At 44.9% G+C, this 24633-nt stretch carries 16 protein-coding genes; 11 read left to right on the top strand and 5 right to left on the bottom strand.

Features of this window, described 5'->3' with window-relative positions; genetic code table 11:
* The first annotated feature begins 28 nt into the window (after positions 1-28).
* Positions 29-502, top strand: a complete 474-nt coding sequence (locus AAA946_RS07880; protein ID WP_338164360.1) for a PaaI family thioesterase — start codon at positions 29-31, stop codon at positions 500-502.
* 2 nt (positions 503-504) lie between these two features.
* Here AAA946_RS07880 and AAA946_RS07885 read toward each other — a convergent pair whose 3' ends face one another.
* The gene (locus AAA946_RS07885; RefSeq protein ID WP_338165800.1) at positions 505-1854 is read right to left on the bottom strand and encodes a hypothetical protein; all 1350 of its coding nucleotides are present in this window, start codon (positions 1852-1854) and stop codon (positions 505-507) included.
* A gap of 114 nt (positions 1855-1968) precedes the next feature.
* On the opposite strand from AAA946_RS07885, the gene AAA946_RS07890 reads away from it, so the two are divergent.
* The gene (locus AAA946_RS07890) at positions 1969-2808 is read left to right on the top strand and encodes a CvfB family protein (RefSeq protein WP_338164361.1); all 840 of its coding nucleotides are present in this window, start codon (positions 1969-1971) and stop codon (positions 2806-2808) included.
* Positions 2809-3128: 320 nt separating this feature from the next.
* Here AAA946_RS07890 and rsmF read toward each other — a convergent pair whose 3' ends face one another.
* From rsmF to AAA946_RS07910, 4 genes are all read right to left on the bottom strand, one after another.
* Positions 3129-4550: a 16S rRNA (cytosine(1407)-C(5))-methyltransferase RsmF gene (gene rsmF / locus AAA946_RS07895; protein ID WP_338164362.1), complete on the bottom strand. Its 1422-nt coding sequence runs from the start codon at positions 4548-4550 to the stop codon at positions 3129-3131.
* Positions 4551-4712: 162 nt separating this feature from the next.
* Complete coding sequence (locus AAA946_RS07900) at positions 4713-7349, bottom strand: PqiB family protein (RefSeq protein WP_338164363.1); 2637 nt, start codon at positions 7347-7349, stop codon at positions 4713-4715.
* Positions 7350-7357: 8 nt separating this feature from the next.
* On the bottom strand, positions 7358-8608 hold the full coding sequence (locus AAA946_RS07905; RefSeq protein WP_338164364.1) for a paraquat-inducible protein A: 1251 nt from the start codon (positions 8606-8608) through the stop codon (positions 7358-7360).
* Positions 8609-8647: 39 nt separating this feature from the next.
* A complete protein-coding gene (locus AAA946_RS07910) occupies positions 8648-10444 on the bottom strand; it encodes an ABC transporter ATP-binding protein (protein WP_338164365.1) in 1797 nt (598 codons plus the stop codon).
* Between the two features lie 81 nt (positions 10445-10525).
* Here AAA946_RS07910 and AAA946_RS07915 point away from each other — a divergent pair, with 81 nt between their 5' ends.
* The 9 genes from AAA946_RS07915 (at position 10526) to AAA946_RS07955 (ending at position 24597) form a co-directional block, all read left to right on the top strand.
* Positions 10526-10999 (top strand): GAF domain-containing protein, encoded by a 474-nt coding sequence (locus tag AAA946_RS07915; protein WP_338164366.1) that lies wholly within the window; start codon positions 10526-10528, stop codon positions 10997-10999.
* A 98-nt stretch (positions 11000-11097) separates the two neighbouring features.
* Positions 11098-11727 (top strand): RNA chaperone ProQ, encoded by a 630-nt coding sequence (gene proQ / locus AAA946_RS07920; RefSeq protein WP_338164367.1) that lies wholly within the window; start codon positions 11098-11100, stop codon positions 11725-11727.
* Positions 11728-11744: 17 nt separating this feature from the next.
* The gene (gene prc, locus AAA946_RS07925; protein ID WP_338164368.1) at positions 11745-13748 is read left to right on the top strand and encodes a carboxy terminal-processing peptidase; all 2004 of its coding nucleotides are present in this window, start codon (positions 11745-11747) and stop codon (positions 13746-13748) included.
* A 215-nt stretch (positions 13749-13963) separates the two neighbouring features.
* Complete coding sequence (locus AAA946_RS07930) at positions 13964-14581, top strand: hypothetical protein (RefSeq protein WP_445206098.1); 618 nt, start codon at positions 13964-13966, stop codon at positions 14579-14581.
* A gap of 162 nt (positions 14582-14743) precedes the next feature.
* Positions 14744-17353: an aminopeptidase N gene (gene pepN, locus AAA946_RS07935; protein ID WP_338164370.1), complete on the top strand. Its 2610-nt coding sequence runs from the start codon at positions 14744-14746 to the stop codon at positions 17351-17353.
* A gap of 95 nt (positions 17354-17448) precedes the next feature.
* Positions 17449-17667 (top strand): DUF2835 domain-containing protein, encoded by a 219-nt coding sequence (locus AAA946_RS07940; protein WP_338164371.1) that lies wholly within the window; start codon positions 17449-17451, stop codon positions 17665-17667.
* Between the two features lie 157 nt (positions 17668-17824).
* The gene (locus AAA946_RS07945) at positions 17825-22669 is read left to right on the top strand and encodes an NAD-glutamate dehydrogenase (RefSeq protein ID WP_338164372.1); all 4845 of its coding nucleotides are present in this window, start codon (positions 17825-17827) and stop codon (positions 22667-22669) included.
* A gap of 207 nt (positions 22670-22876) precedes the next feature.
* Positions 22877-23887, top strand: a complete 1011-nt coding sequence (pyrD, locus tag AAA946_RS07950) for a quinone-dependent dihydroorotate dehydrogenase (protein ID WP_338164373.1) — start codon at positions 22877-22879, stop codon at positions 23885-23887.
* 164 nt (positions 23888-24051) lie between these two features.
* Entirely contained in the window at positions 24052-24597 is a 546-nt protein-coding gene (locus tag AAA946_RS07955) for a cell division protein ZapC (RefSeq protein ID WP_338164374.1), read from the top strand.
* Positions 24598-24633 lie beyond the last annotated feature (36 nt).

The raw sequence follows: 24633 nt of genomic DNA on the forward strand, positions 1-24633 counted from the left end.
CTGACTAGTTATTTAGAAGGACCTCTACATGTTTACCCCATTGCAAAAAGCCAATTTTTATCTAAAGACTTTTGGGTTCTTTAAAGTTCCTTTTATTTGGCTCTGTCGACCTAAATTATTGAAATTAGATGAGGGTGAAGTGGAGCTATTGATCCCTCTTAAACGTCGAACAAAGAACCATCTAAATAGCATGTATTTTGGTGTGCTAGCGGTAGGCGCTGATGTGGCTGGTGGTTTTATGGCAATGAGTAAAGCTCAACAGCGCGGTAAGCGAGTGTCATTGGCGTTTAAGGAGGTTGAGGGTAAGTTTCTCAAACGACCGGAAGGCGACGTTCACTTTACATGTAAAGACGGGAAGTTGATTGATGACATGTTAGATGAAACGATTCGCTCAGGTGAGCGAATCAATCAACCGGTAAAAATTGTGGCCACATGTCCAACCTTGCATGGTGATGAACCTATGGCCGAATTTTCATTGGTACTTTCTCTGAAAGCAAAATAAATCTAGATACGGATCTGCTCTATATCGACGATTTTTGAACGATTGAGAACAATTTTCCAGCGATAGTAAACAGGGTCTTCGCCTTGGTTGTTTTCTCTGATGATCAGGTTGAGAAGGTGACGTTTCTCCAAAGATTCCTTTACCACCTGACCCTCTTGAAGTTTGTAGATGCGATTATTGGATTTATCCATTAGTCGCGTCAACGCACGAAAGTTAATGTTTAAAATCTCACGAGTTTGTTCGTAGCCGCTGGTAAAACGTGATGTCGCCATCTCAGTATGAGATCGATAGTGCAACACTTCTTCTTCTCTTTGTACGGAGCGTTTTTTGCGAATACTCTTTATTTTGTCTGGCAGCAAATCAAAGGTGCTGTAGTCGAGCCACTCTATCTTTTTACCCACTTCTTTTTTTGTCGTTGCGTCAATAAAGCGGCGTCGCCACTTCGGTTTACCACGTTGTATCCAACGCCACATTATGTCGCGTAAATCATCTTTAAATACTTCTCTTAATGCATAGATAACGGATAAAACTAAGATAAACGACGCGGTGATTTCGCCTAGATAGTCTCGGGCGAGAATGACAGCAGAGGTAACAAACAACATAACAAGACCTGTTGCAGACCCCTTGATCACGCGCTTGGTATTGTTCCCCATATTGGTCGACTTGGATTGCAGCACGATGGGGTGCTCAATAAGGCGACGCAATAAACGCATTTTGTTGGCAAGCCGAGTTGGGTCGCTTTTAACTTTGTCAGAGTTGTATTTGTTGAGGTTGCGGTGTGCTTGCTCTTTCTCGACGATAGTAATCAAGCGATCTTTCAAGGGTGTATATGCTTTGCTATTAGGAATATAGACCACCAGCTCAAGCAGTTTCTGACCGGTATACCATGACAGATAGTTATCGATGTTGGCATAGTGCCGCTTGAGGTTTTCCTCGTAGGGTACGGAGCGGCGCATCTTTCGAAGAATATCGAGCGCTAGCTCAATGACCTCATCGACTTCATCTGCCGTGACTTCGTCTTGTGCTGTTTCTTTTAATGTTGACACGGCTTTGTCTAAAGCAATCACATACTGATAGGCAAATAGACTCAAGCTGACTCGATATTGCGTGTTTGCTAAGCGGCCGCGTTTGGCGAGCCTGGAGTGAACTAACGGTAGTAGGGTTTCGTTACTGTAATAGGCACGTTTCTGCGAAATAGATTCATGATAAAAGTCAGACTCAGAAATGAGATGAGACTTCATTCCTAACTCATTGGGAATGAATAAGAATACATCTAAGTCTAGTTTTTTTGTGTTGGCCATTACATGGGCAATCTTAAGGGTAATGGCGTCTTGCTTATCTACGGTGATCAACCAACTCTCTCCAAGTGCTGAGATTGAGGTAAGCATATCAGAACCAAGGTAAACTAGCATCTTAAAGGGAGTTAGGTATAATCGCGCCAACAATCCCATGAGAGATAAAAAAACATGATTAACATAGGTCGTATTAACCAACTGGAAGTAATGAAAGAAGCAGACTTTGGCTGGTTCTTGGATGGAGAGGACTATGGCTCTATTCTACTTTCTAAAAAGCATGCTCCAGAGGACATCGCTATCGGTGACACGGTCGATGTTTTTATCTATTTAGATGCAGACAACCAAGTGGCGGCAACGACCGACACGCCAATCGCGCAAGTGGGCGAGTGGGGACTGATGAAAGTTGAAGGCATTAACAGTGTCGGGGCTTTCGCTAGCTGGGGTATTAAAGAGAAAGATCTGCTTATCCCATTCAGTGAGCAGCGTGGCCGCTTGTCAGAAGGTCAAACGATCTTGGTTTATGTATACACGGACAAGGCGTCAGGTCGTATTGTAGGTACAACAAAGTTCAACAAACTGTTGGACAAAACTCCGGCTCGATACCAACGAAACGAACAAGTGGACTTACTGATCGCTGAACGCAGCGATCTTGGCTATAAAGCCATCGTTAACGGTCAACATTGGGGAATGATTTTTCCATCTGATGTGATTGGTAAACTGTTTGTGGGTAAAAAGCTTAAAGGTTTCATTAAACAAATTCGTGAAGATGGCAAAATTGATCTATCACTGCAGAAAATTGGCGTGGCAAAGATGGATGATTTAAGCGAGAAAATTCTGAGTCTTCTAGAAAAGAAAGGTGGCTTCCTACCTTTGAGTGATAAGTCGACGCCTGAAGCGATTTTTGCTGCATTTAAAACCAGTAAAGGCACATTTAAGAAGAGTATTGGTGGCCTTTATAAGCAAGGCAAAATTCGTATTGAAAAAGACGGCATTTATCTAAAATCAGAATAGAGGCACTGTCGTAGTAGCGTTTAAAAACGCGATTGTGCGAAAAGGCGAGCGTTCAAAAAGCGCCAACCAAAAAGAGGCCCAAAACTGATCCTGATTTGGGCCTAGGGGAATGGCTCATGGAGAGCCTACGCTAACTGTTTTAAACGGACTCTGTGGTGACTATGCGCCCACAGGCCTTTTACTAACTTAGCTTGTGGAATGTGCGTCAAACGCCAAATGTTTTCTGCCTGTGTCTCGATAACCTTTAAAGTGTAGTACACAACAGTAAAAAAGCGATGCTGACAGCGGTTTTTACCAGCAAAAACCGCTATCCATTTGGGTTAAAACAGATTTTTGTCGCGTACTAGTTCTCTAGGCAGGCCATTTTTAACGCGGTTCCCCACCCATTTTCCAAGCCCAATAATAAAGCCGTTGTAACTAACCAGTACTTCCCCTTTACCACTCAAGCCTTCTGGTCGTACATCTCGACCCATAAACCACTCTCTAGCGTCTTCAACGCTTAGTGCGACTGAATCTGCATCAGCGCTGGTTAACGCAGTGGCTACTTGATGTTGCCATTTGTAGCCTTTCTTGTGTTGCTCCGCGATTTTTATGCCCATGCGAGAAAAACGGAACTCACCCAACATTGGCTCAAGCGCACTTGGAAATAGCCAAATGTCGTTGTCGCGTTTCCAAAGGACGCCGTCTTCTGGCAATGAGAGAGAAAATGCCTGCTCCAAGTGAGTGACAACGTCACCGGCATCTTTTTTGCTGAGCGGACTAAATGGGAACTTGCCAAGCTTCTTTTTGACGTTGGGCGGCGTAACTGAAGCGTGCTTGGTAAATTTGGCAATAAAGAATCCTTCGCTGTCATACGTTTGCGGGAAGACGTGTAAGTAACCTTCTGGCGTTGTCGCCTTGTCTGCACCGTCAAATAAAGTCACTAAGCTTTCGGTGCGAACCGCATCGCCGAACGTCTCCAGGAGGTGTGCGGCCACGTGTTGGTTTTCTTCAGGGCTTAATGCACACGTTGAATAGACGAGGGTACCGCCTACTTTTAAGGCGTGGAAAGCGCTCTCAATCAGATCTTTTTGCGTGTCTGCGATCTCTGCGGTGGAATCCAAACTCCAGTTTTTCATCGCATCAGGGTCTTTGCGCACCGTACCTTCGCCTGAGCAGGGCGCATCAAGCAAAATGGCGTCAAATTGCTCGGGTAACCAGCCACCGAATACACGCGCATCATAGTTACTGAGCGCTGCATTGCGTACACCACAACGCTCAATGTTAGCGTGCAAAACCTTAACTCGGCTCGCTGCAAACTCATTGGCAACAAGAACGCCTTTATTGTTCATTAGTGCGGCCAGCTGCGTGGTCTTTGAACCCGGTGCTGCAGCCATATCTAATACTGATTCAAAACGGTCTGTTGACTCAGAGTAAAGCGCACTTGGCGGCAACATTGAACTGGCTTCTTGAATATAAAACAGTCCGGCCATATGTTCTGCGGTATTGCCAAGTGGTACAACGGACTCATCGGCTTCGATCCAAAAGCCTTGTTGACACCAAGGGATAGGCTGCAAGTTCCAGCCTTTTTGCTGAGCTTTTTCTTTGAAGGCTTCTATCGTCGTCTTAAGCGTGTTGACGCGAATACTTTTTCTTAACGGCTTACGACAAGCGTCAATGAAATCACTCATTGATAAGTGCTCTGGGAGGAAGCTGTCGATATGGCTGAGAAAATCTTCTGGGAGATAGACGTTAGAATGCAAAATGAAGCCTTTTGATACGAGATGTAGTTGCGCCGGATTATAACCATAGCGCGGGTTGAATGAAATAAGCGATGACTTTTACTCGCAAACAATGCTCGTAAGCAGCCGAAAAAAAGCCCGCTAGATGCGGGCTTAGATTGGAATGAGCGTTGATACGTTAAATTAAGGGGCAGGGATGGCGGTACGCCACTCTTTCCAGCTCGAATCGCCTTCTTTATTGAGGTAGAACGTCTGGCCCGCTTCTGCCTTAGGTTGTAACTGAGTGCTTTCTGGTGTTGAGAAAGTGATACCACCACGCAATAAGCTGTCGATCGTGCCCGCTTTCACGTTCGCTCCGGATAAGCCAAATTGGACGTTGAGCCCAGAGGCATTCCAAAACACACTATTAGCTCTCACTAAGTAGGCATAATCGGGGTCGATCTCGATAGTAGAGACGACACGGTCCGCAAATGGGCCTAACTCAACCATCGTCACTCGACCGACTTCGATGTCGCGGTAAAGGATTGGGGTCCCTGGTTTAATCGAGCCTCGATTCTCACTTTGTAAAATGAATTGCACGCCATTGTCGACTTTCGGAAAATCATGCAGGGCAAATGTTTTGCTTGGCTGACCATTACCAGGCTCTACAGCAATAAACTGAGAGACGATTGCCCCTAGGTTTTTCACGCCATTTAAGCCAATCTCTGGCTTCACCATCCAGTAGTAGGCACCAGAGTTGGTTAACTGTTTTACGTACTCAGGAAGGATGCGTGCGACAACCTCGACGCGATCTTTCTCGAAGTCGGGCAGGGTGAGCATCACTTCGCCCACTTTTACGCCTTGGTATTTGATGGCCATGCCTTTACTGATGGCTTGCTCGTTGGTCGTCGTAAACAGAGTGATAGATTGGCCAAACTTTCGTGCCGAGTTGAAGTCAGAGTACAATTTCCAATGTTTACCGGTTTTATTTTCAATACCTGGGAGGTTGTCAAACGCAATACCACCGTCAATAAGTGTTCTCAATGGCGCAGCTTTCACGTTAATACCCGATAGTGACGCTTCTACCTCAACACCAGAGCGATTCCAAAATACAGTCTGTTTGGTCATTAGGTGCTTGTACTTGTTATCAATGGTCACATTGATATAGACACCGCCATCGGTAAGATCGTAACCAGAGATGCTGCCCACCTGCATGTTTCGGTAAAGAAGAGGACTGCCTTGTTTAATTGGTGGTAGCTCAGATGCGAACAGCTTTATTGTCTTCGCACCAGACTGATTGTGTTTTGCAAGCTCAGCCAGTGCTTTAGTTTGAAACAGAGTGAATTCTGCTCTCTTGGTTTCCTTTCCCTCACTCACAAAACTGATGGAGCCAGTCAGCAGTTGTTTTGCAGGTGGGACGGTAACATTCAAGCCCGCCTCGGTAAGTTCTGCTGATGCACTACCTGTAACGAAGAAACGATTCTTTGAACGAATAAGGTGTTTGTATTCGACATCAATTGCGATATCCATTGCCACTTGGTCGTTCACCAGTTCGACGCTGGAGAGGCTACCAACCGGGATGCCGCGATAAAGGACATTCACCCCAGGTTCTAAACCAAAAGAGTTGTCAGCCAGCAGGCGAAGTGAAACGGATTTTGCTTGGACTCGATCGAGTTCTTCTTGTTGAATCGCCACAAAATCGCGAGTTTGTGGCCCTTTGCCCGGTACTAAAGTGAGATAGTTGCCTGTGAGTAAGTTCGACAAGTTCTCGACACCAGTGAGGGAGACTTTTGCTTCTTCCAGTAAGAATAGAGTACCTTGGTTGAGCATATCACTAAATGCTGGCTCAATTGAGGCAGAGGCGACAATTGAGTCGCGGCCATCATTGAGGGCTAGGTTATTGATTCGACCAATCTCCAGTCCACGATACATGATCGGTGAGCCGTTTGCTTTGAGGTTACTGTTGTCTGGTAGCGTGATTTTGACTGGTATGCCTCGTCCTGCGGTTTTTAGGTTTTTGTAAAGTCTAAAATCGGAACCATCTTTTACTGGCTCACCTCCATCGGGAGAGTCAACCGCAATCGCCCCTGCTAGTATCGCACCTAGGCTCTCTAAGCGAATATCGACGCCCTGAAAACCAACACTGGCGCCAATGCCACTCACGTTCCAGAAGCGACTTTTGTTGGTGATGATGTGACGAAATTCTTCTTGGATCGATGCTTTGATTACGACGGTTTCTGCATCGTCATCCAGCTTGAAGTTGTAAACTTCGCCAATGGGTATTTTTTTGTAGACAATCTTAGAGCCAACAGAGATGCCACCAAGATCTTTGGCTCGTAATGTAACAGTAAGCCCATCGTTAATAGCTAGCTCTGTCGGAACGGATTCCAGTGCGGTGAACTTAGATTTCGAGCTGCTTGACTCTGTTGCTGGGTGGATAGCGATGTAGTTACCAGACACTAAGGCATCCAGACCCGAGATCCCAGACAAAGAGGCAGAAGGTTTGACCAACCAAAACTTAGTGTCTTCACCAAGTAGCTTTGCCGCTTCTGGGTAGATGTCGGCATCGACATAGATGTTCGATAAGTCTTTAGAGAGGTTGATATCACGAATCATGCCGACTTCAAGGCCCTGGTAGCGAATTGTGGTTCGTCCTGCTATCAAGCCTTGTGCATCGGAGAAGTAAATTTGAACGCGTTGCCCGGCATCGTGCACGGCTTTTGCCAACAACCACCCAGCGAGGGCGATGGTTAAAATAGGCAAGATCCAAAGCGGTGATATCCGACGCGTTTTCTTTATCTCAGGCTCAAAAGAGGGCTGTGGCTGATTATCATTACTCATTAATGCTACTACTCAACAGTGTTATTCGGCTCGGATTGAAATTGGGAAGCGTGCCTATCCCATAACAATCTCGGGTCGATAGATTCGGCGGCTAACATAGTTAAGACCACCACAATTCCGAATGCAACCGCGCCAAACCCTGGAGTGAAGTTCAGGATTTGTCCGCGATCGACCAGTGTCAACATGATGGCGATGACAAACAAATCTGTCATCGACCATTTACCAATCCATTTAATGGCGCGATATATCCTCAACGCCTGCCGATGGTCATTCACCATGTTGAATTGAATGCAAATCAGAAGGTATGCCAGCCCAATAATTTTTGCGACTGGCACCACGATACTGGCCACAAATATGATGATGGCAATACCGAGCATGTCGTTGTTTATCAATGATGCCACACCAGAGAAGATGGTATCTTCCAATAACTGGCCATTGGTGATCAGAATCGAGATTGGGATCAGGTTTGCAGGAAATATTGCTATGGTCGCCGCAATTAACAATGCCCATGTTTTCTGCATTGAGTTGGGCTTACGGTGGTGCAGCGCACTACCACAGCGAATGCAGTTTGATGCTTCCTGTTGCGATAGGTGACAGCTAGGGCAATGAATATGTTTGTCGCTGATCGCGAGCTGGCTTTCGGGGTGCCACAATTCCCAGTATCGACGGGTGCTTACTCGGCTGATAATGAGAATAGTGATCACCTGTAAAATGACCAAACTGTACAACGCATTACCGACAAAGATATCGGAGTAGTCCTGAAGCTTAAAGCAGGAGATAGCCACACTGATTAAGAACACATCCAGCATCACCCAATGTCGACTATGGTCAAGAACATACAGCGACCATTTAAAAGGTTTGAACCAACGTTGTTTAAGTGAAAGGTGTGCAGTGAGGATCGAAAAACACATAGCGAGGGGGGCTATGGTGTGGCAGAACAAAGTGAGTAGAGCGAGACCTAGATAGCCTTCTTTAACGAGGGCGTGAAAGCCTTCCATTAAAGTGCCTTCAATCATGACACCCACTAAACGAATCGTAATGAAGTCGAAGTAATAAGAGGGAATAAACAGCAGTAAACAGGTAAAAGCGAGCGCGAGATTCCCATTGAGTGATGCATGCTCGCTGCGGTATACGGTGGTACCACAACGAGGACAGTTCGCATGTTGCCCTGGTTTTAAGGGAATCGTGTCAATGGGCAGCTCGCAGTTTTCACACAAACGAACTTGCGAAGCGGGTGATGAGTGGGCACAGGTTCTCATCACCCAAGGCCCTTTTGCCCTAATGATGCGGTGGTAACGCTAGCTTGCAGATTGCACCGTGCCGTACAAGGTTTGGTACAGTCCTTCTTTTTCGACCAATTCAATATGGGTTCCTGATTGTGTTACCTGACCATCTTCGAGTACGTAAATAAGGTCGGCCTGTTTAACTGCCGAGAGTCGATGAGCCACAATGAGTGTGGTGCGATCTTTTAAAAACTCTCCGAGTGCAGTGTGTAATGCTGCTTCTGTTGCTGTATCCAGAGCCGATGTGGCTTCGTCTAAAATGACGAACTGCGGATCACTTAGAATCATGCGCGCAATCGCGAGGCGTTGTCTTTGACCACCTGACAATCGAATGCCGTTTTTGCCGATCTGCGTTTCTAGTCCATCGACCAACTGGTCCGTGACATCTTGAAGCTGGGCGACTTTGAGTGCATTCCAAATAGAGAAGTCATCGTACTCTTTTCCAAGAGTCAAATTATGCCTCAAGCTGTCATTAAAGAGTATAGGTTGCTGTAAAACAACAGCAATTTTATCTCGAATAATGTCAAAACCTATGTCATTTGTGTCAGCACCATTGAACCTAATAATGCCTTCGCGTTGTTTATAGACGCCGATAAGTAACTGGATGAGGGTTGACTTACCGCCACCACTGGCACCAACCAGTGCGACTTTCTTACCTGCAGGTATGTGCAGACTCAGTTGGTTAAGGACATCTTTGTCTGAATTATAAGAAAACACCACATTCTCAATCGAGACGTCTACTTGCGTGTGCCCGTCAAATGGGTTGATCTTACTGACAACTTGCGGTTCTTCATCTAAATCGAGCAGGGTATTGATACGGTAGAGAGCGGCCTTTGCGCTGTACCATGAGAACTGGATACTAAGAAGCTCTTGAACTGGGCCGAGCATAAACCACAAGTAGCCGAAAACGGCGAAAATCTGGCCTATGGTTAAATCACTAAATAGCACCATCACCATAGCAACGGCTCTAAATAGTTCAAAGCCGATTAAGAAAAGCAGGAAAGAGAGGCGTCCGGCAGCTTCAGATTGCCAAGCGTACTTGTCAGCGTTGGTTCTTACTTCGTCGGCTTGCTCTTTCAATTGATTTAAGAAGTCACGTTCACGATTTGCTGCGCGAAGCTGATAAATGCCATCCAAGGTCTCGACCAAGCGGTTTTGAAATTTCTCAAAAGCTTGGTTCTCACGTTTTTTAAGATGTTTGACCATGCCGCCTAGCTTTTTAGAGAAGTAGACCACGACAGGGTTAACTAACAAGATAAACAGCCCAAGACGCCAGTCCAGCCACAGCAACACAACTGCAGTGCCGATAACGGTGAGGAAGCTAATAATGAATTTGCTCAGGGTAGAGCCAATGAATTGGTCGATGGTTTCGATGTCAGTGATCAGGTGAGCGTTGATGCCACCGCTACCGCGCGTTTCGTATTGTGCAATGCTAATACGTCCAAGCTTGTCGATCATTTTACAGCGGATCTGATAAGTAATGGTTTTTGACACCAGAGTAAACTGGCGACCTTGTAGAATATTGAGCCCCTGACTGACCGTACGCATGAGGACCACCAGCAGCAAGGTCATCGCGATGTATCCTATTGGTGTTTGCCAGTTGTCGAGCATAAAGAGGTTCATCGCAGCAAGTCCACTTCCTGGTTGATCCAAGAGGACCTCATCAACCATCAGCGGCATCAATAGTGGGATAGGTACGCTAATTAGCGTAGCGATGATCGCGATGATATTGGCAACAATCAAACGCGGTTTGTGATTTTTTACTTGAGTTATCAACCAGGAACGGCTAATAGTGTCTTTGCTATACGTCATGCTTGTGAGAATAATTCCTATTTCTATTGGCTGGCATTGTACGTTTATCGCTGGAATTTAAAAGCTATTAATGGACATATCATGAATTTAGACAATTACGAGCGCCTGACAAAACAAGCTGTTGCACTCATCGAGTCGGAAACCGATCTCATCGCTAACCTTTCTAATATTAGTGCACTTCTATTCATGGAGTTAGAAGACCTTAACTGGGCAGGCTTTTATTTGATGAAACAGGGTGAATTGGTTCTTGGTCCATTTCAAGGTAAACCGGCCTGTGTTCGTATCCCGCTAGGGCGTGGTGTATGTGGCACCGCCGCAGCAACGAATACTGTACAACGTGTATACGATGTTCATGCTTTCGAAGGTCATATTGCCTGCGATGCGGCAAGCAATTCTGAGATCGTAATTCCGTTTTCTATAAATGGCGAGATTGCCGGGGTGTTGGACATTGATAGCCCAAGTATTGGCCGATTCAGCGAAATTGATGAAACTGGACTAACAAAGTTCATGGATTCAATAGAAAAGCTGCTCAATTCCCATACAAACGTGGGCTAAAATCACATTTGCCTGTGGTTTTTCTATTGCAGGTCACTATAATACCAAGAATATTTTTCTTAATGCTTCGCGGATAACCGCATTAACCAGGAACCCACATGGAAAACACTGAGAAGTTGAAGAACAGCAAAGAAATTATCGCGTATATTGCTGAATGTTTCCCTAAATGCTTTACTGTAGAAGGTGAAGCGAAACCACTTAAAATTGGTATCTTTCAAGATCTTGCTGAGCGTCTAAAAGATGACGAGAAAGTAAGCAAGACTCAGCTACGTGCAGCGTTAAGACAATACACTTCTTCTTGGCGTTATCTACACGGTGTTAAGCCTGGTGCAGTACGTGTTGACCTTGACGGCAATGACTGTGGTGTACTAGAAGAAGAACATGTAGAGCACGCGAAAGCGACGCTAGCAGAGAGCAAAGCAAAAGTAGCTGCGCGTCGTAAAGAGCAAGCTCAAAAAGCTCGCGACGAAGGTAAAGCGAAGCCTAAAGCTAAAAAGCCACAAGGTGCACGTAAGCCACAGACTACAAAGAAAACAGCGAAAGTAAGTAAGCCAGTTGAAACGCGCGCTTTGAATGCAGATGAGATGATCATCGGTAAGCAAGTAAACGTAAACATGGGCAAAGGGAACATGGCTGCGACCATTGTTGAAATCAATAAGGAAGATGTGCGCGTTCAGCTAGTAAATGGCCTACAAATGGTTGTTAAAGCGGAGCACCTGCGCGCATAAAGGAGAAATTCCTACGCATGAAGTGCCGTTCAAAAGTATCTTTAATCGCTGCTAGCCTCTGGCTAGCAGCTTCTTCGGCTCAAGCGCTTGAAGCTAAGTATGAAAAGTCACAAATTCCTACTCTAGCCCCAGAAGTTCAGCATGAGACCGCCAGCAAACGTGTGACCTCTCGATTCACTCGTTCTCACTACAAACATTTCACCCTAGACGATGACTTTTCAAAGGCGATTTTTTCGCGTTACTTGGAAATGCTCGACTATAATCGCAACATTTTTACCCAATCTGACATCGATAAGTTCGATACTTGGTCAAGCCAACTCGATGATCAATTAAAAGCGGGTAATAACCAAATTGCGTTTGATGTTTACAATCTCTCGATGCAAAAGCGCTACGATCGCTTTGTTTACGCTTTGTCATTGCTAGACAAAGAGATGAAATTCGATGTTGATGAGGCGATCACGTTGGATCGTTCTGAAGCGGCTTGGGCAAAAGATGAAGCTGAGCTTGATGAGTTATGGCGCAAGCGTGTGAAATATGACGCATTGAACCTCAAACTTGCGGGCAAAAATTGGGACGAAATCAAAGAGACACTGGGCAAGCGCTATAACAATGCGATTAAGCGTCTTACCCAATCACACAACGAAGATGCGTTTCAGATTTATATGAACGCCTTCGCGCGTGAAGTGGATCCCCATACTAGCTATCTATCACCACGTTCAGCAGAGCAATTCCAATCAGAGATGAATCTCTCTCTCGAAGGCATTGGTGCTGTGCTTCAGCTGACTGATGATTACACGGTAATACGTTCTCTTGTTGCTGGTGGCCCTGCTTCGAAAAGTAAACAACTCGGTGAAGGTGACCGCATCATCGGTGTTGGCCAAGATGGCGAAGACATTGTTGATGTTATAGGTTGGCGACTAGATGATGTCGTACAATTAATCAAAGGCCCGAAAGGGACGAAGGTTAAGCTGCAAATTCTCCCTGAAGGTAAAGATGCGAAAGCCTCTGTTGTTGAGATTGTTCGAGACAAAATCCGTCTAGAAGACCGTGCAGTGAAGTCGGAAGTCATTGAGAAAGATGGCAAGAAGATTGGTGTACTTGAAGTACCTAGCTTCTATGTGGGTCTTTCAAAAGATACCGACAAACTGATTACTGAGCTTAAAGAGAAGGGTGTTGATGGTATCATCGTCGATCTTCGAAACAATGGCGGTGGTGCGTTAACCGAAGCGACCGCAATGTCCGGTTTGTTTATTGAAAGTGGCCCAGTGGTTCAAGTTCGTGACAGCTATGGTCGTGTGAATGTGAACAGTGATACCGATGGAAAAATCAGTTATCAAGGTCCATTGACTGTACTGGTTAACCGCTACAGTGCTTCGGCTTCAGAAATTTTTGCAGCAGCGATGCAAGATTATGGACGTGCTATCGTATTGGGTGAAAACTCATTTGGTAAAGGTACCGTTCAGCAGCACCGTTCACTAAATCATATTTATGATTTGTTCGATAAAGAGCTTGGTTATGTACAGTACACTATCCAGAAGTTCTATCGTATCGATGGTGGTAGTACGCAGAATCGTGGTGTAGTGCCAGATGTTGCATTCCCAACCGCTGTGGATCCTGCTGAAACGGGTGAGAGTGTTGAAGACAATGCTCTGCCTTGGGATAGCATTGATAGAGCGAAATATTCACCGTTACAACGTAACGATGAAGTGATCGCGACACTGACTGCAGCTCATGAAAAACGCATTGCAACTGACATGGAATTTGGCTTTATTGCCGAGGACATTGCCAAATACAAAGCGGAAAAAGACGACAAAACTTTGTCTTTAAGTGAAGCAGCACGCAAACAAGAAAGTGATGAAGCAGACGTTCGTCGTTTGGAACGAGTTAATCAACGCCAGAAAGCGGCGGGTGAAAAACCGTATGCGACGTTGGATGACATTCCAAAAGATTACGAAGTGCCAGACGCTTACTTGGATGAGGCAGTTGCAATTACTGTCGACCTTGTTAACAGCAAAGCGTAAGTTTTAGCATTGTTACTAATAGAAACGAGCGGCAACGCTCGTTTTTTTTCACCTGTATGAAATCTGCTTCAATTCTGATACTTGAAATCAAAAAGCGTGATTTAGATCAAAAAACTTAGCAATCTCGTATTAAGCCTCCTAAGCTTTAAGTAACTGTGAGGGGGATACATATGAGATGGATTACGCTAATTCTATGTGTTTTTTCGTTTGGGGTAATGTCGGAATCGCGCAAAGACAACAATGACTTAACTCAGTTTGATCAGCCGTTCCTGCTAGGTGATTGGTACTTAGTTAACCCAAGCCCAGGCGAAGCGCCCGATGCGTTCCTCGCTATCAAGTTGACGCTGCAATCAAACTATTCATTTAGCATTGATATTCAAAAGCAAGATTACAGTATTGAACATTGGGAAGGCTTGTTCACTGCCAATGACGATACCATTATTCTTGGACTGAATTCAGATGAGCCACAGGTTTATAGTTATAGCGGCAATCATAATATGCTTAACTTAAACGGTGTGGTGTTTACTAAAGCGTTATCGAATTCTCTTGCTGGTATTTGGTCTTCGGTTAGTGTGTCGGGGGATGACAAACATGCCCAAGACATCGCCCGAATGGACTTAATATTGCAGCCAGATTTTGTGTTTACATTTCGCGTGAGCTCTAGCGAAGGTACTGAAGCGATCCACAGTGGTGTGTACTACACTGAAGACGATCATATTGTCCTTCTCTATCAAGACGGTGAGCATGATGCAACATATACGCTCAACCAAGATGAACTCACTCTAGAGGTAGAAGATGGCGACATGTTTGCGGTGTTAAACCGTATTCGTTAACAATCTTTTATAAAGTATTTGAGCGTCAACTCACGTTGGCGCTTTTTTTGTGTCTTGGTTTGTAAACATTGTCTGCAAACCTTTGTCTCTAGCGGTATAATCGACGCGATTCAGCAATATTTCAATATTCTGCTAACAAATAATAAAGACAAGGACTAAAGGATGACGGAGTCAGCACCTAAAGCCAAATACCGAAGTGATTATCAATCACCTTCCCACACTATTACAGATGTAAACCTCACATTCGTTCTTCACGAAACTCAGACGCGCGTGACCGCTATCTCTACAGTGAAACAGATGGCAAACGACACGACGCTAACGCTAGAAGGTGAAGGAATTGAGTTGGTACAAATCCGTATTAACGGACAAGTTTGGCAAGATTATGCACAAAACGATACCGGCTTAGCGATTCACAACCTACCTCCAGAGTTTGAACTTGCGATTGAAAATATCATTTCGCCTTCAACGAATACCGCGCTAGAAGGTTTGTATATTTCAGACGGCGCTTACTGTACGCAATGTGAAGCAGAGGGCTTCCGCCGCATTACGTATTTCCTAGACCGACCAGACGTTTTAGCGAAATACACGACTAAAGTGATCGCAGACAAAGCGAGCTTTCCATATCTGCTAAGCAACGGTAACAAAGTTGCCGAAGGTAACCTGGAAGACGGTAAGCATTTTGTTACTTGGGAAGATCCGCATCCGAAGCCATCTTACCTGTTTGCATTGGTCGCGGGTGACTTTGATGTATTGCGTGACAAATACACTACATGCTCTGGTCGCGATGTTGCACTAGAGATTTTTGTCGACAAAGGCAATTTAGATCGCGCCAATCATGCCATGGTTTCGCTTATCAATTCTATGAAGTGGGATGAAGAGCGTTTTGGCCTGGAATACGATCTGGATATTTACATGATCGTAGCCGTTGATTTCTTCAACATGGGCGCAATGGAAAACAAAGGACTAAACGTTTTCAACTCTAAGTTTGTTCTTGCCAATGACCAAACAGCGACGGATACCGACTACCTTGGTATCGAAGCGGTAATTGGTCATGAATACTTCCACAACTGGACCGGTAACCGAGTCACTTGTCGCGATTGGTTCCAACTAAGCCTGAAAGAAGGTTTGACTGTATTCCGCGATCAAGAATTCTCATCGGACTTAGGTTCGCGTTCTGTTAACCGTATCAACAACGTACGTATTATTCGCGGCCCTCAGTTTGCTGAAGATGCAAGTCCAATGTCACACCCAATTCGTCCGGAAAAAGTGATTGAAATGAATAACTTCTACACTTTGACGGTATACGAAAAGGGCAGTGAAGTTATTCGAATGATGCACACCTTACTGGGTGAAGATAAGTTCCAAGCTGGTATGAAGCTTTACTTTGAACGTCATGATGGTACGGCCGCAACTTGTGAAGACTTTGTTGCTGCGATGGAAGATGCGTCGGGTGTTGATCTGACTCAGTTCCGTTTGTGGTATAGCCAATCAGGTACGCCAACTTTATCTGTGACCGACCAGTATGATGAGTCGGCGCAGACTTATACGCTTAATGTGAAACAGCATACGCCATCAACACAAGATCAAGCGGAAAAGCAGGCGCTACACATTCCGTTTGATGTGGAACTGTATGACGAACAAGGAAAAGTTTTAGAGTTACAGCGTAACGACAAGCCGTGCGGGAATGTGCTTAATATCACAGAATCTGAGCAGAACTTTGTATTTGAGAAGGTAACTAGCAAGCCAGTCCCTTCGATGCTAAGAGAATTCTCTGCTCCAGTTCGTTTGAACTTTGAATATAGCGATGAGCAATTGGCATTCTTGATGGTTCACGCTCGCAATGACTTTGCTAAGTGGGATGCGGGTCAAATGTTGCTAGCGAAATACATTAAGTCAAATGTAGAAGCGGTGCAAAAGGGCGCTAACGTTGAATTGCCTGAGTTGGTAGTCGATGCCTTTAGAGGTGTACTACTTAATAGTGAACTCGAACCGGCCTTTATTGCAGAAGCATTATCACTGCCAAGCTTTAATGAAGTGGCGGGTTGGTATGAGACTATTGATGTTGATGCAGTTTGTGATGTACTGAAAGGGATCAAGCTTGGTTTAGCATCGGAACTTCAAGACGAAATGTCCGCGCTTTACCACACATTGGCGCAAGCTGATTACACTATCGAACATGCGGCTATCGGTAAGCGTTCGCTGCGTAATTTGTGTCTCCAATATTTGGTCAATGTTGCGGAGTATGCACATCTTGCCAAAGAGCAATACCAATCGGCGATCAACATGACGGATACGATTGCAGCAATGAGTGCAGCAAATAGCGCTTCATTGGCATTCCGTGAAGAAATCATGGCTGACTATAGTGAAAAATGGAGTCACGATGGTTTGGTTATGGATAAGTGGTTTGCGCTTCAAGGGGCGAATCCTTCTAAAGATGCACTGGATAATGTGAAAGCGTGTATGTCACACACTGCATTTAGCTTGAGCAACCCTAACCGAACCCGCAGCTTGATTGGTTCATTCTTGAATATGAACCCACGCCGATTCCATGACAAATCGGGTAAAGGGTATCAGTTTGCTGGTGAAATCTTGACTCAACTTAATGAGTCTAACCCGCAAGTGGCCTCACGTTTGATTGATCCACTTCTAAAATTGAAGAAGTATGACAGTGAACGCCAAGCTTTGATCAAGCAGGAGCTTGAGAAACTACAAGGCCTAGATAACCTAGCGAAAGACTTGTTTGAAAAAGTCACCAAAGCGCTAGAATCCTAGAATTTAGCACGCACCTGTATATTTATACAGGTGCGTGCTTTTTTTACTGTATTGCCATATCGTTTGATTTTTAGTCATAAACTGAATCTTTCACTATGAAACACTATTATTTCAGCCTGAATATCAGCTACAACCACTATTTAACTCACTATACTGGACATGCATCCAGTGTTTTAGTCCATACCGATCAAGGCCTAAAACTGCAGCTCCCTGCGACACGATTTCGACCATTTTTAACACAATTAGGTCTTAAAGGGAGGTATAGGTTAACAACTGACCAAAACAACAAGTTTTTACGGTTAGAATCACTGTAACCCCCGTCATTCATAGTGATATGAATAAGTGCATTAGTCACACAATCAAACATTTCCCTGTCACATACCGAAATTTTTATTAACCCTTTCTCAATAAAACTTTTACAATAAAGGCAAGCCTACATCCCTCATAAAAACAAAAAAGTGGAGCGTTATTATGACCACGCGCGAACCCGTTGTTCCGGTTCTACTGGAGAAAGTTTATCAGCTGATTGAGTCTAAGGTAGAAGGCATCAATCAGCCATTAGTGACTAAACTTGCCCAACACATTTTTAGCAACGTTTCCCCTGACGATTTGCTACAGAGAAACGAGTCAGACTTATATGGTGCGGCAGTTAGCCTTTGGCATCATCTCAATGAGAAAAAGTATGACGAAATTTCGGTTAGAGTCTTCAACCCGACGGTCAGTCGTCATGGTTGGCAATCGACGCACACTATTGTTGAAATCGCAGTCCCAGATTCACCTTTCCTTGTTGACTCAGTAAAAATGGCACTTAACCGTGTCGATCTTACTTGTCACATCATGCTGCATGGTCCAACTCAGTTTGAACGAGATGACCAAGGGCAAATTACTTCAGTGAATGAAGGGAAAGGGCATCTTCAGTCAGTGTTCCATATTGAGGTGGACAGACTGAGTGAAAAAGAAGAGATGACAGCACTTAAGAATGAGTTGATTTCGATTTTCGAAGATACCAGCCTAGTGGTTAACGAATGGGAATCAATGTCAGATAAGCTGCAACAAATTACAAAAGATTTGGTGAAGAACAAAAGCAAGCTACCACTGGAAGCTGATCGCTTTGATGAAACCATTGCCTATCTAGAATGGCTTGGTGATCACAACTTCACATTTATGGGGTACAAAGAATTTGACCTAGTGAATGAAGAGGGTGATTCGGTATTAAAACCAACCGAAGAAGCCGGTCTGGGTTTATTCTCAAAGTCTGAGCGTGTTCGCTCGGTGAAGATCTCTGAATTTTCAGACTCTGCGCGCCTCGAAGCCAAAAAACCATTCCTGCTTATTCTAACCAAAGGCAACAAAGCGAGTCGTATTCATAGACCTGCTTATACAGACTATGTTGGTATCAAGAAATTCGATGCTAACGGAAAGGTGATTGGTGAGCATCGATTCACCGGCCTTTATACTTCGGCTGTGTATAACCAAAGCGTTTCGACTATCCCGCTTATTCGCGAAAAAGTTGAGCGTATCTTGGCAGCAAGTGGTTACCGTGATGGCTCTTATTCTTATAAAGCGCTGAGAAACATCCTTGAAAACTATCCTCGCGATGAGCTACTTCAAGCTAGAGAAGATGAACTTCTAGAGATAGGTATGGGTGTCGTACAAATGCAGGATCGTGATTTGATCCGACTGTTTGTGCGTAAAGATCCGTTTGGGCGCTTTTTCAGTTGCATGGTGTATGTAAGTAAAGATCGTTACAACACTGAACTTAGAAAAGACACACAACGGATCCTTAAAAATTACTTTGGTATTAATCAAGAGGTCGAATTCACGACCTATTTCTCAGAAAGCCCACTGGCAAGAACTCACTATATCGTTAGGGTAGATAACAACAATATGGACGTAGACGTAAAGGCGATAGAAAGAAACCTGATGGAGGTATCCGCGTCTTGGGATGACCGTTTGTCTGACGCGATCGTTGCTAACTTTGGTGAAAGTAAAGGGTTGCCACTATCAAAGGTATATTCGAAAGCCTTCCCACGTTCATACAAAGAAGACATGATGCCGACCTCGGCAGTGGCAGACATTGAGCGATTAGAAGCGCTTGATGAAGACAACAAACTGGGTATGTTGTTCTATCGTCCACAAGAAGAAGCAGCGAATTCTAAGGCTGTACGTCTTAAGCTTTATCATCGTGATGAGCCCATTCATCTATCGGACGTCATGCCGATGTTGGAAAACTTGGGATTACGAGTGATCGGTGAATCGCCATATGAGATCGTTAAAACAGACGGCGGCACTTATTGGATCCTTGATTTCTCGATGCTACATAAGAGCGATGCAGAAGTGGATCTTCGTGAAGCAAGAGACCGTTTCCAACAAGCCTTTGCCGCAATTTGGTCTGGCGATCTCGAGAGTGATGGTTTCAACCGCTTGGTTCTTGGCTCTGGCTTAACTGGCCGTGAAGTCTCTATTCTTCGTGCCTATGCGCGTTATATGCGTCAAGTCGGTTTCCCATTTAGCCAACACTACATTGAAGACACACTCAATCATTATCCAGATTTGGCGAAAGATCTCGTTGAACTCTTTACCCAGCGTTTCATGCCATCGCTGAAAGGAAGTAAAAAGGGACAACAGCGCGTCATTGAGAAGATTAACAAACAACTAGATAAAGTAGATAGCTTAGATGACGATCGTATCATTCGCCGTTACGTCGAAATGATTTCTGCGACGCTACGTACCAACTACTATCAGAAAGACAAAGTTGGTGAACATAAGCCGTGGCTATCGCTCAAGCTTGAGCCAAAGAACATTCCAGAAATTCCAGCTCCGGTGCCTGCTTTTGAGATCTTTGTCTATGCTCCAGACATTGAAGGTGTGCATTTACGTGGAGGCAAGGTCGCTCGTGGTGGTCTTCGCTGGTCAGATAGACAGGAAGACTTCCGAACTGAAATTCTAGGTCTAGTTAAAGCACAACAAGTTAAGAACACAGTGATTGTACCTGTGGGCGCGAAAGGTGGATTTGTCTGTAAGCGTCAACCGCAACTGTCGAGCCGAGATGAAATATTTGCGGAAGGCCAGCGCTGTTACAAACAGTTCATTCGAGCACTATTAGATGTGTCGGACAACATCATCGAAGGTGAGGTTGTCGCGCCTAAGAGTGTGGTAAGACATGATGAAGATGACCCGTACCTAGTCGTTGCCGCTGATAAAGGGACGGCAACGTTCTCTGATTTAGCGAACTCGGTTTCTGAAGAATACGATTTCTGGTTAGGAGATGCCTTTGCTTCGGGTGGCTCAAATGGCTATGACCATAAAGCGATGGGTATTACCGCGAAGGGTGGCTGGGAGTCGGTCAAACGTCACTTCCGAGAAATGGGCATTGATTGTCAGAACCAGGACTTCACGGCGATTGGTGTTGGTGATATGGCTGGGGATGTATTTGGTAATGGTATGCTGCTTTCTAAGCACATTAAATTGCAAGCCGCGTTTAACCACATGCACATCTTTATTGATCCAAATCCAGCGTCATCAGCGAAGAGTTGGGAAGAGCGCAAACGTCTGTTCGATCTTCCTCGCTCTAGTTGGGAAGATTATGATCCTAAGTTGATCTCTAAGGGCGGTGGTATCTTTGCTCGCCGAGCAAAATCGATCACTTTAACGCCAGAAATCCAAAAGATGCTGGGTACTAAGAAAGCGTCCGTTGCACCGAATGATCTTATTAAGATGCTTTTGAGCATGGAAGTGGATCTTTTATGGAATGGCGGTATCGGTACTTACGTTAAGTCCAGTACTGAGACACATGCTGATGTTGGCGACCGCGCGAATGATGTACTGCGTATCAATGGTTGTGACCTTAAAGCGAAAGTCGTTGGTGAAGGCGGTAACCTAGGTATGACCCAACTAGGTCGTATTGAATATGCGCTCACTGGCGGCCGAGTCAACACAGACTTCGTGGATAATGTCGGTGGCGTGGATTGCTCGGATAACGAAGTTAACATTAAGATCTTCTTAAATGGTCTCGTCTCGAATGGCGATTTAACGGTGAAACAGCGTAACCAAATCCTTGAGTCTATGGAAGATGAAGTGGGTGAGATTGTACTTGATGACGCTTATTGCCAATCAGAGTCAATTTCGGTTACGGAATTCCAAGGCGTGTCATTGGTTAAAGAGCAGATCCGCTTTATTCATACGCTAGAGAAAGCCGGCCATCTTGATCGTGCATTAGAGTATATCCCTTCAGATGAGGATCTACTCGAGCGTGAAAAGCAGGGCATTGGTATGACTCGCCCTGAACTGTCGGTATTAGTTGCCTACGGGAAAATGGTGCTTAAAGAGGAACTTGTCACTGATGACATTGCTAATGACCCTTACCATGAGCAGCAACTGACCCAATACTTCCCATCTGAGTTACGCCGTAACTATTTGGAAAGCATGCCTAATCATCCGCTACGAGCGGAAATCATCTCAACTATGCTGGCAAATCAGATGGTTAACGAGATGGGCTGCAATTTTGTGACCAAACTCCAAGAGGAAACAGGCGCAACGGTGGTGGATATTGCTAATGCGTATGCTGCGTCGAGAGAAATCTATGGTTTTGCGTATACGTTCGAGCAAATTCGAAAACTGGATAACGTAGCAAGCTCTGAGGCGCAGTATGAGTTGTTGTTCATTGTTCGTCGCACACTTCGTCGTTTAGCTCGCTGGATCTTGCGTAACCGTCCTGGTAAGCAATCTGTAGAACAGCTGGTGGCTCGCTATCGCGAAGATGTCATCAAAGTTGAACAGACTTTGGAAAACTGCTTGGTGGCCGAAGAGGTTGCGGAGCATAGAGAACAAGCTGAGATTTGGATTGAGCAAGGTGTTGGTGGTGAGCTAGCTAACTACGTTGCACGCTTATCAAGTCTGCTCTCAGCCGTCGACATCGCAGAAATTGCTGCCGAAGCAAGCTTTGATGTTGAACGTGCGTCGAAACTCTATTTCCACTTAGGCGATCGCTTGTCTTTGCACTGGTTCCTGAATCAAATCAATGGTCAGGCAGTGGACAATAACTGGCAAGCATTAGCAAGGGCGGCATTCCGAGAAGATCTTGATTGGCAACAGCGTTTGCTTACATCACAAGTATTGCGATGTGGCTGCGGTGGAGAGGGTGAGGACGTGATCCTGTCACTTGATAATTGGATGGAAACCAATACACATAGCCTACAACGTTGGGAAAATATTCTTAATGAATTCAAGGTAGGTAACGTACATGAGTTTGCTAAGTTCTCGGTTGCTCTACGTGAACTGAGTCTACTCAATCTAAATTGTGCAAATAATCTATAGGTTAAGTCCCTGATATCATAAAAATAAGCGCTCTTCGGGGCGCTTTTTTATATGCGCTGTCAAAATGGGTGACGCTGTAACGTGATTTTGATGGAATATTATGCGAAACGTTTGCTTTTTTTCGATAAACACAAATCTTGATTGCATGTTTAAGCGAATCAGTAAATAATACCACCCCGTTTACACGGGTTTTCTATCGGAGGCACAATGCTTTACCGTCTTGCCAGAACTGGCTTTTTCCAACTTGATGCCGAAAAGGCTCACGATCTCGCTATTCAAAACTTCAAGCGCTTCACCGGCACACCACTTGATCTTGCATATCGCCAACAATTACCAAACCGACCAGTAGAATGTATGGGTTTAACCTTTAAAAACCCTGTAGGTTTGGCAGCAGGCTTAGATAAGAACGGGGAGTGTATTGAAGCATTTGGTGCTATGGGCTTTGGTTTTGTTGAGGTTGGAACGGTCACTCCACGTCCACAACCTGGTAACGACAAGCCACGTTTATTCCGCCTAGTTGAAGCTGAAGGTATCATTAATCGTATGGGCTTCAACAACCTAGGTGTAGATAACCTAGTTGAGAACGTGAAGAAAGCAAAGTACGACGGCATCATCGGCATTAACATTGGCAAAAATAAAGATACGCCAATCGAGAAGGGTGCTGAAGACTACATTATCTGTATGGAGAAAGTGTACGAGCACGCGGGCTACATCGCGGTGAATATCTCATCTCCAAACACTCCAGGTTTGCGCAGCCTGCAATACGGCGAAGCGCTGGATGAGCTGCTTGCAGAACTTAAAGCAAAACAAGCAGAACTGGCTGAAAAACATGGTAAATATGTACCGCTTGCATTAAAGATCGCGCCGGATCTAAGTGATGATGAGATTGGTCAGATTTGTGATTCATTGATCAAAAACCAGATCGACGGTGTGATCGCTACCAACACAACGTTGGATCGCTCGATTGTTGAAGGAATGAAGCACGCGAACGAGGCTGGTGGCCTTAGTGGTCGTCCCGTTCAGTCTCGTAGTACCGAAGTGGTGCGCCTTTTAGCGGAAAACCTTGATGGTAAGCTGCCAATCATTGGTGTAGGTGGTATTGATTCGTTCGTATCAGCGAAAGAAAAGCTGATGGCGGGTGCGTCTCTGGTTCAAGTGTACTCTGGCTTTATTTACCATGGTCCAAAACTTGTTAAAGACATCGTTAACAATCTATAAGCACTTTTATTGACTAAAGTGACTAGGTTTCATTCAAGAAAGGGGGAAATAGTTTTCCCCTTTTTTTTTGTTTATTCGTTTGTAGAATTAGTGGTAACTGACCAACAGGTAATTAAGCGTTTTACCTAACAGTCTGATTATTCTTCAAATATAGAGACGGAACGATGCTTAAACCCAGCGATACATGGATCTGGTATATGGATGAGAGTGAGAGCTCTCTTATGCTGGACTTGGGAGACGATATGGTTTTTCAAACCAATCTTTCCCGTAAACTCCTTGTCGACTGCGCGATGGGTCAGAACAACTTCACTGTCGATGACGCATCCGCGTTTCAAACCTTTAAAGACCAAATTAGTGTGTTAGGGCTATCTGAGCCCAGACAAGCCGAACTCACGCTGTATTGTGTGGCGGCCAAACGCTTTCATAAACCCGTTCAACCTAAAAGCTGGTTCTTCGACCACCAAGACGGCTCTTATCAGCCTCAGGAAGGAGAATTGGTGAGATTGGTTAACTCCTATTCAGAAGGTTTCTTTATCGTTCTGGAAGTAGGAGAGAGCGCAAGTTTGTGTGCATTGGTTGACCTAGAGTCATTCAGTTTGACAGCAAACAAACAGGTTGAATTTGGTCAAAGCATTAAAGTAATGCACGACCGTATGGCCTGTGCACAGCAATTTATAGCATTAAATCAGCCCATCGCTCTTGTTGGTTAGAGCGGGGCATTTAGAGCGCGTTAACGCGCCTTATAA

The organism is Vibrio sp. 10N, from assembly GCF_036245475.1.
Lineage (GTDB): Bacteria > Pseudomonadota > Gammaproteobacteria > Enterobacterales > Vibrionaceae > Vibrio.